This window comes from Bhargavaea beijingensis (genome assembly GCF_900101985.1).
GTDB classification, from domain to species: domain Bacteria; phylum Bacillota; class Bacilli; order Bacillales_A; family Planococcaceae; genus Bhargavaea; species Bhargavaea beijingensis.
The window spans coordinates 43,462-56,132 of record NZ_FNAR01000003.1 but is presented as its reverse complement, the minus strand read 5'-3'; the positions used below and the strand labels follow the sequence as shown (position 1 = coordinate 56,132).

Annotated in this window: 12 protein-coding genes; 7 read left to right on the top strand and 5 right to left on the bottom strand. The window is 52.1% G+C overall.

Going from position 1 to position 12,671, the window contains the following annotated elements:
* Positions 1 to 306 (bottom strand): DUF3243 domain-containing protein, encoded by a 306-nt coding sequence (locus tag BLT01_RS03495; RefSeq protein ID WP_092094649.1) that lies wholly within the window; start codon positions 304 to 306, stop codon positions 1 to 3.
* Between the two features lie 212 nt (positions 307 to 518).
* Here BLT01_RS03495 and BLT01_RS03490 point away from each other — a divergent pair, with 212 nt between their 5' ends.
* Both BLT01_RS03490 and BLT01_RS03485 read left to right on the top strand, forming a co-directional pair.
* Positions 519 to 896, top strand: coding sequence for a DUF485 domain-containing protein (locus tag BLT01_RS03490; protein ID WP_092094647.1), 378 nt, complete (start codon positions 519 to 521; stop codon positions 894 to 896).
* 3 nt (positions 897 to 899) lie between these two features.
* Positions 900 to 2,429 (top strand): solute symporter family protein, encoded by a 1,530-nt coding sequence (locus tag BLT01_RS03485; RefSeq protein WP_092094645.1) that lies wholly within the window; start codon positions 900 to 902, stop codon positions 2,427 to 2,429.
* A 94-nt stretch (positions 2,430 to 2,523) separates the two neighbouring features.
* Here BLT01_RS03485 and BLT01_RS03480 read toward each other — a convergent pair whose 3' ends face one another.
* The gene (locus BLT01_RS03480) at positions 2,524 to 3,927 is read right to left on the bottom strand and encodes a purine-cytosine permease family protein (RefSeq protein ID WP_092094643.1); all 1,404 of its coding nucleotides are present in this window, start codon (positions 3,925 to 3,927) and stop codon (positions 2,524 to 2,526) included.
* Between the two features lie 176 nt (positions 3,928 to 4,103).
* Positions 4,104 to 4,895: an SDR family oxidoreductase gene (locus BLT01_RS03475; protein WP_092094641.1), complete on the bottom strand. Its 792-nt coding sequence runs from the start codon at positions 4,893 to 4,895 to the stop codon at positions 4,104 to 4,106.
* A gap of 162 nt (positions 4,896 to 5,057) precedes the next feature.
* On the opposite strand from BLT01_RS03475, the gene BLT01_RS03470 reads away from it, so the two are divergent.
* The 3 genes from BLT01_RS03470 to BLT01_RS03460 all read left to right on the top strand — a co-directional run bounded on the left by BLT01_RS03470 (position 5,058) and on the right by BLT01_RS03460 (position 7,245).
* Positions 5,058 to 5,411, top strand: coding sequence for a CidA/LrgA family protein (locus tag BLT01_RS03470; RefSeq protein ID WP_092094639.1), 354 nt, complete (start codon positions 5,058 to 5,060; stop codon positions 5,409 to 5,411).
* Positions 5,411 to 6,091 carry an LrgB family protein gene (locus tag BLT01_RS03465; protein WP_092094637.1) on the top strand — a complete coding sequence of 227 codons (681 nt, stop codon included), beginning with the start codon at positions 5,411 to 5,413 and terminating at the stop codon, positions 6,089 to 6,091. The genes BLT01_RS03470 and BLT01_RS03465 overlap by 1 nt, the downstream gene beginning before the upstream one ends.
* A 104-nt stretch (positions 6,092 to 6,195) precedes the next feature.
* Positions 6,196 to 7,245 (top strand): acyltransferase family protein, encoded by a 1,050-nt coding sequence (locus tag BLT01_RS03460; protein WP_176765020.1) that lies wholly within the window; start codon positions 6,196 to 6,198, stop codon positions 7,243 to 7,245.
* A 163-nt stretch (positions 7,246 to 7,408) separates the two neighbouring features.
* On the opposite strand, the gene BLT01_RS03455 is transcribed toward BLT01_RS03460, so the two are convergent.
* On the bottom strand, positions 7,409 to 9,094 hold the full coding sequence (locus BLT01_RS03455; protein ID WP_092094633.1) for a DUF2207 domain-containing protein: 1,686 nt from the start codon (positions 9,092 to 9,094) through the stop codon (positions 7,409 to 7,411).
* Positions 9,095 to 9,287: 193 nt separating this feature from the next.
* Between BLT01_RS03455 and hutU the strand changes: the two genes are divergently transcribed.
* Both hutU and hutI read left to right on the top strand, forming a co-directional pair.
* Positions 9,288 to 10,976 carry a urocanate hydratase gene (gene hutU, locus BLT01_RS03450; protein WP_245696864.1) on the top strand — a complete coding sequence of 563 codons (1,689 nt, stop codon included), beginning with the start codon at positions 9,288 to 9,290 and terminating at the stop codon, positions 10,974 to 10,976.
* The gene (hutI, locus tag BLT01_RS03445; protein WP_092094629.1) at positions 10,973 to 12,226 is read left to right on the top strand and encodes an imidazolonepropionase; all 1,254 of its coding nucleotides are present in this window, start codon (positions 10,973 to 10,975) and stop codon (positions 12,224 to 12,226) included. The genes hutU and hutI overlap by 4 nt, the downstream gene beginning before the upstream one ends.
* Before the next feature lie 194 nt (positions 12,227 to 12,420).
* Here the strand turns inward: hutI and sda are convergent, their stop codons facing one another.
* A complete protein-coding gene (gene sda / locus BLT01_RS15020; protein WP_245696863.1) occupies positions 12,421 to 12,576 on the bottom strand; it encodes a sporulation histidine kinase inhibitor Sda in 156 nt (51 codons plus the stop codon).
* Between the last annotated feature and the right edge of the window lie 95 nt (positions 12,577 to 12,671).

Here is a 12,671-nt window from a genome sequence, read left to right as displayed (position 1 = left end):
TTACTGCTGGACCAAACGGACGAGAAGGTGCGCGAGTGTGTGCTGCTGTTCTTTGTCCGCGACTTTCCACAGTTGCTGTAGCAGATGCTCTTCCCGGTTACGCGGTTCCTCATGCTTCATGAGGTAGTTGGCGACCATTTCGGCACCCTTGGCCAGCTGCTCCTCATTCAGGCCCATTTTTTCGCCTTTATCGACCTTGTCGGAGAGGAATTGCTTGAAGCGGTTAAAGTTCTCGAGAATCAGGTCTTTTTCTTCACTGTTGTACTCCTGCATCTTGTCTTCAATCTGATTTTTAAAGTTGTCCATTTCGGGCTCCTTTCTGATTTCAATCTGATTAAAGTATTTCCCTCCCGTAACAAACTCAAACGTAGGAAGAAGATGGGGGAAGAGGAATAATCTTAATACGGCGTGACTAAATTACTATTTTTAACTGAATACAAAAAACCTTTTGAATATTTATTCTATATATTTTACAATGTATCTATTATTCCGAATGATTGCGAAGGAGGTCATCATTCATGAAGGTTGGAAGCGTTTACACCGAGGGGAGTACGGCTCCGGAAGTGGAACAGCGGACGGCACCGGTACAAAAGGGGGATATCGACTTTGCCCGGGTTGCTCAGAGCAACCGGTTTAGGACATTAACGGAGAAGAAGAAAAAGTTTATTTTGCCGCTTACCGTTTTCTTTCTGGTGTTTTACTTCTCCTTGCCAATCCTGACGTCGTACACCAATGTTCTGGAAAGACCGGCGATTGGTGATATTTCTTGGGCGTGGATTTATGCCGTTGCCCAGTTCATCATGACTTGGGTGCTTTGCATAGTGTACGTCCGCAGATTCCAGAAGTTCGACAAGGATGCGGAGGAAATTATTGAGACGGAGATCAAGGGGGGCTAAGTTTTGAGTACTACAGTCATTGTTCTGTTTTTGAGCATTGTCCTGCTGACACTGTATATTACCTGGTGGGCGGCGAAGCGGACGACAAATGCCGGTGAATTCTATACGGCTGGCGGCGGCCTGACCGGATGGCAAAACGGCCTAGCCATAGCGGGAGATTATCTGTCCGCTGCTTCGTTCCTGGGGATCGCCGGGATGATCGCACTTTTCGGTTTTGATGGGTTCTTTTATTCAATCGGCTTCCTGATTGCGTATCTCGTTGTCATGTTCCTTGTGGCAGAACCGCTCCGAAACCTCGGCAAGTATACACTTGCGGACATGATCAATTCTCGCTTTGATGCAAAGAAGGTTCGTGCGGCGGCTGCCTTCAGCACCATTACCATCGTCATTTTTTATATGATTGCACAGCTGGTCGGGGCAGGGGCGCTGATTCAGCTTTTGTTCGGTATTCCTTACTGGATTGCGGTCCTGATCGTAGGGGTCATGATGACCATTTATGTACTCTTCGGCGGAATGACGGCGACCAGCTGGGTGCAGATCGTCAAGGCAGTCCTGCTCATGCTCGGTACCGTCGTCATAGCAGCACTTGTCTTTGCACGCTTCGACTTCAGCATCATGACGATGTTCAGCGAAGTCAAGACAGCCACTTCGCACGGGGAAGCCTTCCTGCAGCCGGGACTCAAGTATACGGTACCGCTTGATACAATTTCCCTTATGCTGGCACTTGTCCTTGGCACTGCAGGTCTTCCGCATATCCTGATGCGCTTCTTTACGGTCAAGGATGCCAAAACGGCACGCAGTTCCGTTGTCACGGCGACATGGATTGTCGGGATCTTCTATATCCTGACCATCTTCCTTGGCTTCGGCGCCGCGGCGTTTGTGGGCCATGATGCGATTGTGGCTGCAAACTCTGCCGGAAACATGGCTGCACCGCTTCTTGCGGAAGCACTCGGCGGGGACCTGCTCATGTCATTCGTCTCGGCAGTGGCATTCGCAACCATTCTTGCAGTGGTGGCGGGCCTGGTCCTGACGGGGGCCTCAGCATTCGCGCATGACATCTACGGCCAGATCATCAAGAAGGGACAAGCCACACAGAAACAGGAGATGAAGGCTGCACGCCAGGCTTCCCTTTGGGTTTCGGTCTTCTCGATTCTCCTGGCGCTCGGCGCACAGTCCCTGAACGTGGCATTCCTCGTATCACTTGCTTTCTGTGTCGCGGCCAGTGCGAACCTTCCCGTCATTCTGTACACGATTTATTGGAAACGGTTCAACACGACTGGCGCCATCACGGCGATGCTGTTTGGCCTCATTTCGGCACTTGTTCTCGTCGCAGTGAGCCCGAACGTCCTGTCGCCGGAAGCCGGTGCGGCCATGTTCGTCGGCGAGCCGCTCTTCCCGCTTACGAACCCGGCAATCGTTTCCGTACCGCTCGGCTTCCTCGGCGGCTGGATCGGTACTGTCCTTTCTAAAGAAGCGGATGCCCGGCGTTTTGCAGAGGTGTCGGTACGCGCAAACACCGGATACCGTGAGTAACACCATACGACAAAGCCGCTCCTGCCGGAAGATCCGGCATGGAGCGGCTTTGTCTTTGCAATTGTGAATACAGGGAGCAGTGGTGCGGAGAGGGTCAGGCAATGAAATCTTCCTCTGGCATGTCTGCTGGTTGTTTCTTCATATAATACCGGCCCTTGGTCGCAATCGCGAGGACGACGGTCAGGATGGCAGCAAGAATGGCCGCGAAAAACGCTGCGGTGCTGGCAAGGAATTCACCCATGAAGCCGAGTGCGGCAATTGTACCAAGGATGCTCGCGACAATCAGGGAAACGGTTCCGACCGGATTCCACTTATACAGGTATTGCTGACGGGCCTCGTAGTAGAGCGGCCCGATTTTCAACACTTTTTTCACGATGAGCGCATCGGCGACCAGCACGGCGGCCCAAGCGAGCAGGAATACGCCCTGGAATGTCATGACGGCACCGAGGTGGTCGACGATTCCGCCAAGCATCAGCATGATCGCGGCGATGCCCGATACAACGACCCAGAAGCGTCGGCCCGGTGTGAAGCGGAACATGTTCTCGAAGAAGTTAGAAAGGGACAGCGAAGCGCTGTAGATGTTGGTCACATTGATGCGGAGCTGGGTCAGCATCGTAAAGAGTGCACCGCCGAGTCCCAGAAGCGTGACGATGTAGACGCCCGGGTTGGCTTCGGCAAGGCGGACGCCGAACCAGATTCCAAGACCGCCCATGATGCCGAAGCAGAAGAACTGAGGGACAAATCCGATGATGATGGAGCCTTTTTTGATGTCTTTCGGTTTGAGGAACCGGGTGTAGTCGGAAGCGAGCAGGGCGGTGAGTCCCATGATCCCATGGTGCATCCCGATGCACGCGAGAAGTGCTGTGCCGCCCACCTCTACGCCTTCAGGCATATACGTCCAGAATGAGCCTTCATAAACCGAAGGAGTAAAAAAGGAGAATGCGATTGCTGCGATCAGGAAGATAAAGAAGATCGGAAGGGACCACTTTTGAAGCTTGTCCAGCTGTTTGATGCCGAACCAATTCAGAGGGATGACAATGGTTCCGAAGAAAATGATGAGCACCCATTCAGGGATGGAAGGGAAGAAAGTGTAGACAGCGGCAACCAGGATCAGCCCTTCAAACGCAACGTAAAGGATAAAGTTGGATGCGTAGATCAGGGAGGTGAGCGAGGCGCCGATATAGCCGAATCCGCCGCCCCTTGACATCAGGTTGACGTTCATGCCGGATTTCGCTGAGAAATAGGCGATAAACGAACCAAGGACGCCGGCAACGATAATGGCATAAGCTGAGGAGATCAGGGCGTTGATGGCACCGAACTGCAGAGCCATGACACTGCCCATCTGGAAGTAGAAAATCGCAGTGGCGATTCCGAAAGTGATATTTGTGATGCTCAGCCATCCCATGTTCCGTTCGGAACGAGGGACGCGGTCCAATGAATAGTCGTCAGTATGTGCTTCTTGTGCCGTTGTCTGCTTTTCTACGGACACTGAAGTCATTCGATCACTCCTTATTCTATTTTGGTTATGGATTTGGTTGACCACACTCCCATGTGATGGTTTTCACAATCTGCAACTAAAACAGCATAACAAATATTTTGCATATCGGCAAGGCGTGTTCTAACTCAGAACGCGACAAGGGAACCGCTCCCTTGCCGTGTTATTGATCAGTTGGATTAAAGGGCTTGGAGCATACCGCCGTCGATGACGATAGACTGACCGGTGAGATACGTATTGGCGCCGGAGGCGAGGAAGACGACGGCGCGTGCAAATTCTTCCGGTTGGCCGTAGCGGCCCATCGGGATCTGCTGCTTGTGTGTTTCGGTCACTTCTTCTTGTGTAACCCCTGTTTTCTGTGCCAGGATGGTATCCAATTCGATGATCCGGTCGGTTTCGATTCTGCCGGGCCCCACTGTATTCACAAGGATGTTCGACGATGCATATTCCCTGGCGAGAGATTTCGATAGTCCGACCATGCCGGCACGGAATGTGTTGGACAGGATCAGCCCGTCGATCACTTCCTTCGTGGAAGAAGAGGAGATATTGACGATGCGACCCCATTTGTTTTTTTGCATGGCCGGCAGGACCTCGCGGATGGTCCGCGTGTAGCTCAGCAGGTTCTGCTCGAATGCGCGGCTCCATTCCATATCTTCCAAATCAGAAAATCCGCCGGCCTTCGGTCCCCCTGTGTTATTGACCAGAATATCCACATCGCCAAATGCTTCCCGGACTTTATGGAATAGCTTGGCGATATCCTCTCCGCGGGACATGTCGCACGGGTGGAAATGAATCTTGTCATTCCCGTATATCCTCTTTAACTCCGAGGCAGTGTTTTCAAGAGAGTTAGGGTTTCTGCTCGTCAGGAAGACCGCCGCCCCTTCCTTTGCAAACTCCAATGCGATGGCGCGGCCAAGTCCTTTGCTGGAGGCCATCACCAGCACGTTTTTGCACTTTAATCCCAATTCCATGAATATTCCCCTTTCATCCTTCATAACCCGATTGTACCGGAAAACGGCCGTTCTGGTCGGGATTCATCACATTTTGTCATGACTGCTTGAGGGTTACTGGTGGCAAAGGTAAGATGAAAGAAGGTTTGATTGATATTCATTGAAGCAGGGGGAGCGGTGTCCATGAAAAAAATCGTACAGCTTGCGCTGATCTTCCTCTTTTATTACTTAGGGGTGCAGGTCAAAGAATGGCTCGGCTTGCCGATCCCCGGCAGCATCATCGGGCTTTTGCTTCTCCTCGTGTTCATTACCTTGTTCAAAAACCTTTCGGTAAATGCCCATGCGGACGGTGCCTCCATCCTGATTCGCAACTTCACCTTGTTTTTCATCCCGACAACGGTCGCCATCATCCTATACCTGGACCTGTTTCGGACATGGAATGCGATCTCATTTGTGACAGTGCTCGTGAGCACACTTCTGACCATCGCGTTGACCGCCTTGGCGATTGAGCGTTCTGTCGGAAAGGAGGAGGCGTGATGAATATGGGCATCACTTACTTGTTCGGCGCACTGTTGACGCTGGGTACATATGCAATCGGCATTGGTCTTTATAAGCGGTACAAAAAAACTTGGCTGCAGCCGCTGATTGTAGCGACGGTCCTGATCGGCGCAATGCTGCTAGTAGCGGACATTCCCTATGATACGTATATGAAGGGAGCCAATTTGTGGAACTGGCTGCTCGGTCCGGCGGTTGTTGCGCTTGCTTATCCGCTGTACTTTAACCTGCCGATGGTGAAGAAATACTTTGGGCCGATCCTTCTTGGCGTGGCTGGGGGAGGACTGTTTGGCCTATTCAGCGGTTATTTGCTGACAAAGTGGCTAGGTGCGGACACAGCGGTAGCCACTTCGACCATTCCGAAAAATGCCACGACACCGATTGCCATCGAGCTGTCCGAGATGGTCGGCGGCATCCCGTCGCTCACTGTTGTGTATGTGATGATTGCCGGCATCGGCGGTGCGGTACTCGGCATCCCGATTCTTGACAAGCTGGGCATCCGCCATCCGGTCGCCCGTGGTCTCAGCATCGGTATCGCGTCGCACGGATTCGGCACTGCGAAGCTTTTTGAGACGAGCGACAGGGAAGGCTCTGTCAGCACGGTTGCCTATATCCTGACGGCGATTCTGATTACGGTTGTCTGTACGATCTTTTTCAGTTAGCAAGCAGAAGGGACAGATTGCAACATGCTATAAATTGTAAATAAAAAATTTGAATATTGGTGTTATATTTGTTGTATTATGCTTATTGGTTGAGGTGGATAAATTTGAACAGGCAACTGAACGAAATTAATCTGTTGCGTGCAATTGCGTGCATTGCTGTTGTAGTGACCCATTCAATTACCAATTACGCGAAAACCTATGAGCCTGCTCTCTTCGATCAGGATAAATTCATTACATATTTTCGTTTCGCCTTGCTTTGGGCTACTCCTGTATTTGTAATGATTTCAGAGGTACTCATTTCAAAAAATTATCCCAATGGCGTAAGAAAGGGATTTTTGTTAAAAAGGGTCAAGTATATTTTGGTTCCCTATATTCTGATTGGCTTGCTCAAGAGCTATATGCATTCTGAAGGTCAATGGTCGGTCTTTTTCCAGCGTTCTTGGGAAATTGTAGTTCTTGGGCATTGGCATGGCTTTTTTGTTTTGGTTATTTTCCAATTTTATATTCTACATATTTTGCTGGGACGCTTCTTGCAGAAGTCTCATCCACTTCCCCCTATTTTAATTTCTTTCGTTTTGTCATTTACATATTTGTATATACATGCAGGTAATAAAGAATATCGTGTATTCATTGAACAAGTGTATCCTTTTTGGGATCGGACCATTTTTATCGGATGGCTCTTTTATTTCGTAGTGGCTTTCTATATCGGACAAAATTATGAAAGAGTATTAATCTTCTTTACAAAACATTTTTATATCCCGCTAATTACTGCAGTTGTATCGTATGTAATGATGATGAATAGGGTGATGGACAGGGTTTTTGTATCTGTAAAAAGTGATCGGTATGACATGCTCATTTTCGCTTTGTCTGTCTTCATTCTTGCATTAGTTTTATTGAGAATGATTAAAAAACCCAATCATACACTTATCAAGTTGAGTCATTTTTCATTCTTCATCTACTTGACACATCAGCTGACTCTTCCTTATTTAAGCAACCTTACTCAGACAGTGGCAAACACTTTTTGGTCCCACGTGGTCATTTTGACCTTCTTGGGTTTGGCGACATCGATCGGTTGGGCAATGTTATTTTATGAGTCGCGTCTTACCAAACTATTTACTGGAAGAATTAAAGCATTAGATCAACTGGCTAGATGATAGATGTAAGAAAAGCGCTATTCGGGTATTCAGAATGGCGTTGGATTTTCTTTTTTAATAAGGAGAGCTGGCTCTCAAGAAAGTCGAAGAACGGCTGGGTTCATAAAAAGCGCCATTCCGGCAAGTCCGGAATGGCGCTTTTACTCGGTCCGTTATTCAGAAGTCAGAACGCGCCCGATCCGCCACCTCCGCCTCCAACCCCCCCGCCAGAGCTTGTCTGGGAAGATGAAGTGTAAGATTGGGCAGCGTGTTCACCGGCGATTGCAAAGGAGCTGTTCATGATGAGCGGATCATAAGCGAGTACGGCTGGCGTCATATGAGCGGCAGACTGATGGGTTTCCGCAAATCGGGCAAACGGCAGGTCGATGTCTTGGTTTTTCGTGCCGATTGCATAGATGTATCCTCTCATCCGTTCTTCACGAGGCAACGAAGACCAGTTTTCAGCATCAGATTCCTTGAACTGCCCGGCAAAGTGCAGCCACATTTCACGAAGCTGGTGGCCTTTCTCGCTTAGTGGACGATAAAAGGCGGCTGTGGCCAGAGCGGCCAGTGCAAGCGGAATGGCGAGGACCAGATGAATCCAGGCTTCTCCCAAGCCCAGGTAGACAGCTGTGCCTGCAATGACGCTGCCGGTGAAGATTAGAATGGCGGAGAAGACTGGATTCTTCTGTTTTAATCCGGCTTTCTGGAGTTCTCGTGAAACCGCACCGCTCCATTCTGCAATCCGGTTGCTATACTCTGCAGCCTGTCCGTCGTCTTCTGTCCGCTTTTTTAGTTCTTCGAGGTCGAAACCGCCTGTCTCGTCGCCGAAGCGATTGAATAGAAGGGAGCGGAAGATCTCTTCGTGCTCAAGCTCTGGTGGATTGTCGGTTTCCTTAAAACGGGTTTTCGACACCTGAATGACCTGGCCTTTCCGGATGAGGTCGAGAAGCGCGGCAGAAAGGCGTTCCGGTCCGGTGTCAATGGCAGGAGACATGAACTGCATGACGGCCGGCATGCTGACGATTTCGCCGGGTGTCCTGAAGCCGGTTGCTTCTGCAGAGCGTCGCGCTTCCGCCAATTTTCTCCGGGAGTGGCTCCATTCTCTAAAGAACAGCCCAAGAAGGAGAGTGAAGGCCGCAGGAAGTGCGATATTCCCGGCCAGAACAGCATTCCGGTGGCGTGCAGCCGCGGTTTCCTGCTCCTTGGCGATCCGTGTGCGCTCCTCGGCAAGTTTGTCACGGATAGTCCCCTCTACGGTTTTCAGGGAAGGGAAGAGTGAGGCATCAAACACCACGCGGATATCACCGTTTTGACCTGAACCGACATGACCCAGGTCAAAACGGGCCGTGCCGTCCGGATTGATGGTCCCGGTATCCGCTGCTTCATCGTAGCCGATCAGTTCCGTACCGGAAGTCGGTCGGGGAGGGGCAACGGAGATGACCATGTTGGCGTACTCCGATTCATTGCGGTCGTCAAAAAAAGGCCAGTAAAACTCGGCTCCATCCTCGTACCGGGTAACCGCCCCCTCCATCCGGTAGCGGAGTTCCACGATCACGCTTTCATCCTCGCCGCCGCGGAAAATCTTGTACAGGTCACCGTCTTTCTCGGTCTTGAGGGGGCGGCTGTCCTCGAAAGCCTTGAACCCGGTGAGTTTGGTATGCTCCTTCGGAACAAGCATCCGGGTCACTCCGTTGAATTCCCCATCGAATTCATACGTATGGAACTCCGTGACGCTGACCCCACCCGATGCATCCACAATTGCTTCGATCCGGCTATTGGTAATTTCAAAGTCGACAGCAAAGGCTGCTGCAGGCAGCAGGAAAAACAAAACCATTACAGTTGCCGCAATGTTGATCGATCGCTTCATGATGTGCACCTCCGTTCCTACCCACTTGATTGGTTTTACGTTCAGGGAAAGACAAAAGTTTCAAAACTTAAATTTTGCAGGGGCCAATCTCTGTTTTTATCATGATAACCTGCTACACCAGTAATCATTATTCCGATCCGAATGCCTTCACTCCAAGATTCATTGTACAATGAAGGAAAGGGAGGGGATGGAATTGAAAGCGCATACAAATGTGGCGGCGGAAAAGGTTGTGTCCTATACGGGAACGGAACTTCATACAAAGGGGTGGCAGCAGGAGGCGGCACTCCGGATGATCATGAACAATCTCCACCCGGATGTTGCGGAGCATCCGGATCGGCTGGTCGTCTATGGGGGAATCGGCAAGGCGGCGCGGAATTGGGAAGCATTCGATGCAATTGTCGCTGTGCTGAAGCGGCTGGAAAATGATGAGACACTTTTGGTCCAGTCGGGAAAGCCGGTGGCCGTATTCCGTACACACCTTGATGCGCCTCGAGTGCTCATCGCCAACTCAAACCTGGTTCCGGCCTACGCGGACTGGGAGACGTTCCATGAACTCGACCGCAGAGGCCTCATGATGTATGGCCAGATGACTGCGGGAAGCTGGATCTATATCGGTTCCCAGGGGATTGTGCAGGGTACCTATGAGACGTTCGCAGAACTGGCCCGCCAGCATTTCGGCGGTTCGCTGAAAGGCACGATCACACTCACGGCGGGGCTCGGCGGGATGGGCGGCGCGCAGCCTCTTGCCGTCACGATGGCAGGTGGGGTCTGTATCGCCATCGAGGTAGATGAAAGCAGAATCGATAAGCGCATCCGGACACGATACCTGGATACGAAGACTGCCTCTGCGGATGAGGCCATCCGCCTGGCGGAGGAAGCGAAGAGAAACGGCAAGGCACTTTCCATCGGGTTGCTTGGTAACGCATCCGATTTATTGCCGGATCTGTTGGCCCGCGGGTTCGTTCCGGATGTTCTTACAGACCAGACCTCGGCGCATGACCCTCTGAACGGCTATGTTCCGGCTGGAATGACAGTGGAGGAGGCGCTGGCACTCCGTGTATCGGATCCGGAACTAGCCGTGGAAAAAGCGAAAGCATCGATGGCTTGCCACGTCCGCGCCATGCTCGTCATGAAGGACAAAGGTGCGGTGACGTTCGATTATGGAAACAACATCCGCCAAGTGGCCAAAGATGAGGGCGTCGGGCGGGCATTCGATTTCCCGGGATTCGTCCCCGCCTATATCCGGCCCCAGTTCTGCGAGGGCAGGGGCCCGTTCCGCTGGGTGGCGCTGTCGGGCGATCCTGAAGATATCCTGAAAACGGATGAAGTGATTTTGCGGGAGTTTAGCGATAATGCCCATCTCTGCAACTGGATCCGAATGGCGCGCGAGAAAATCGAGTTCCAAGGACTCCCGTCCCGGATCTGCTGGTTCGGATACGGGGAGCGCGCCCGCTTCGGGAAAATCATTAACGGCATGGTCGCATCAGGCGAACTAAATGCACCGATCGTGATAGGCCGGGACCATCTGGATTCAGGTTCAGTCGCCTCGCCGAACCGCGAAACGGAAGCGATGAAAGACGGCTCCGATGTGGTGTCCGATTGGCCGATCCTGAATGCACTTATCAATGCCGTCGGCGGAGCAACCTGGGTTTCCGTTCATCACGGCGGTGGCGTCGGTATGGGTTACTCCCAGCATGCGGGGATGGTGATTGTTGCCGACGGCTCGAAGGAAGCGGAAGTGCGGCTGGAGAGGGTGCTGACGACCGACCCGGGGATGGGCATCGTCCGTCATGCGGATGCAGGTTACGAGCTTGCCATCCGGACAGCGCGGGACAAGGGCGTCGATATCCCGATGCTCGAAAAGGAGGATGATCTGTCATGAGAAGACCTCTCTGGATCAAACATGCCGCGCAGCTCGTGACCGTCGCAGGCGGAAAGGGGCCGAGGATCGGGGCGGAAATGTCGGAACTCGGCCTGATTGAGGACGGAAGTGTATGGGTTGAAAACGGAGAAATCAAAGCTGTCGGCACAACTGCCGAGCTGGAGGCACAGTTCGGTGAATGGGCGGAAGACGCCGATGTTTACGAGGCAAAAGGACGGCTCGTGACACCCGGGCTGATCGATCCGCATACACACTTCGTCTATGGAGGCAGCCGTGAAAAGGAATTCGAAATGCGGCTTGAAGGCGCATCCTATATGGACATCATGAATGCCGGCGGCGGCATTCACGCGACCGCCCGGATGACCAGGAAAGCGACAGAGGAAGAGCTGTATCGGCAGGCGGAACGCAGGCTTGATTCGTTTCTGCGGCATGGGGTGACAACAGTCGAGGGAAAGAGCGGCTACGGGATGGAACTCCAGACCGAGCTTAAGCAGCTGAATGTCATGAAACAGCTGAACGAACGGCATCCGGTTGACATCATCCCGACTTTCATGGGCGCACACGCGGTCCCGCCGGAATTCAAGGGCAGGGAAGATGACTTCGTCCGTCTGATCATTGACGAAATGATTCCGGCCGTTGCAGCGGATCAGCTTGCAGTATTCAATGATGTTTTTTGCGAAGTCGGTGTCTATACGCCCGAACAATCCCGGCGTATCTTGGAAGCAGGCAAGCGGCATGGGCTGGCACCGAAAATCCATGCCGATGAAATTGAACCTTATGGAGGGGCGGAACTTGCGGCTGAAGTCGGCGCCGTCTCTGCAGAACACCTGCTCAAAGCATCCGTAGAAGGCATCCGGCAGATGGCGGCAGCGGGCGTGATTGCATGCCTGCTGCCTGCGACTGCATTGTACTTGAGGGAAGAAGCCGCACAGGGCAGGGAAATGATCGACGCGGGTGTCCCCGTCGCCATCTCGACCGACTGCAATCCCGGCTCTTCCCCTACGACCTCGATGCCGCTTGTCATGAACCTGGCGTGCATCTCCATGAGGATGACTCCGGCAGAGGCGCTCGTTGCGGCCACCATCAATGCGGCACACGCTATCGGAATGCAAGACAAAGCAGGTTCGATCGAGCCAGGCAAGCAGGCCGACCTCGTCATTTGGAACGTGGAGAACTATCAGGAACTCCAATACCTGTTCGGCATCAACCATGTCGGCGCCGTCTGGAAAAAAGGAGAAAAAGTGATCTGACCAAGGTTAATACAGCATTCGGGTACGCGGGGGCATCACCCGGGGGTGATAGGAAATCAGCAAGGGATAGAAGCTGCCTCTTGGACGTATTTTGAATGCCAGTGATCACCTGCCTTTAATGAAAGCAAAACAAAAAGCAGATGGCAGTCCGGAAAGCAGATCCTGCTTTTACCCGGTGCCGTCTGCTTGATTATTTAGGCAGGACACAACAATTTCTTTTCCTGGTTGAAAGTACGCCGCATGATTTCTCTCTCGAGTAGCATGATGAAGCATGGATTGAGCCCGTGTGCAATCGCCGTAAGATAGGTGTCAATAAGCTGATCGTCTGTTAGTCTGTCCAACTTGTTCACCTCCGGTGGATGATCACAGCCTTGTGGATGCGGGGCGCATTTCCCACATTCACAATGTACCAAAGAAATAATTCGGGAACAACTGTTCCGTTATC

Coding starts and splice junctions, on each gene's coding strand:
- BLT01_RS03495 (WP_092094649.1), bottom strand. CDS start 306: ATGGACAACTTTAAAAATCAGATTGAAGACAAGATGCAGGAGTACAAC.
- BLT01_RS03455 (WP_092094633.1), bottom strand. CDS start 9,094: ATGAAGCGATCGATCAACATTGCGGCAACTGTAATGGTTTTGTTTTTC.
- hutI (WP_092094629.1), top strand. CDS start 10,973: ATGAGAAGACCTCTCTGGATCAAACATGCCGCGCAGCTCGTGACCGTC.
- BLT01_RS03490 (WP_092094647.1), top strand. CDS start 519: ATGAAGGTTGGAAGCGTTTACACCGAGGGGAGTACGGCTCCGGAAGTG.
- BLT01_RS03470 (WP_092094639.1), top strand. CDS start 5,058: ATGAAAAAAATCGTACAGCTTGCGCTGATCTTCCTCTTTTATTACTTA.
- BLT01_RS03465 (WP_092094637.1), top strand. CDS start 5,411: ATGAATATGGGCATCACTTACTTGTTCGGCGCACTGTTGACGCTGGGT.
- BLT01_RS03475 (WP_092094641.1), bottom strand. CDS start 4,895: ATGGAATTGGGATTAAAGTGCAAAAACGTGCTGGTGATGGCCTCCAGC.
- BLT01_RS03480 (WP_092094643.1), bottom strand. CDS start 3,927: ATGACTTCAGTGTCCGTAGAAAAGCAGACAACGGCACAAGAAGCACAT.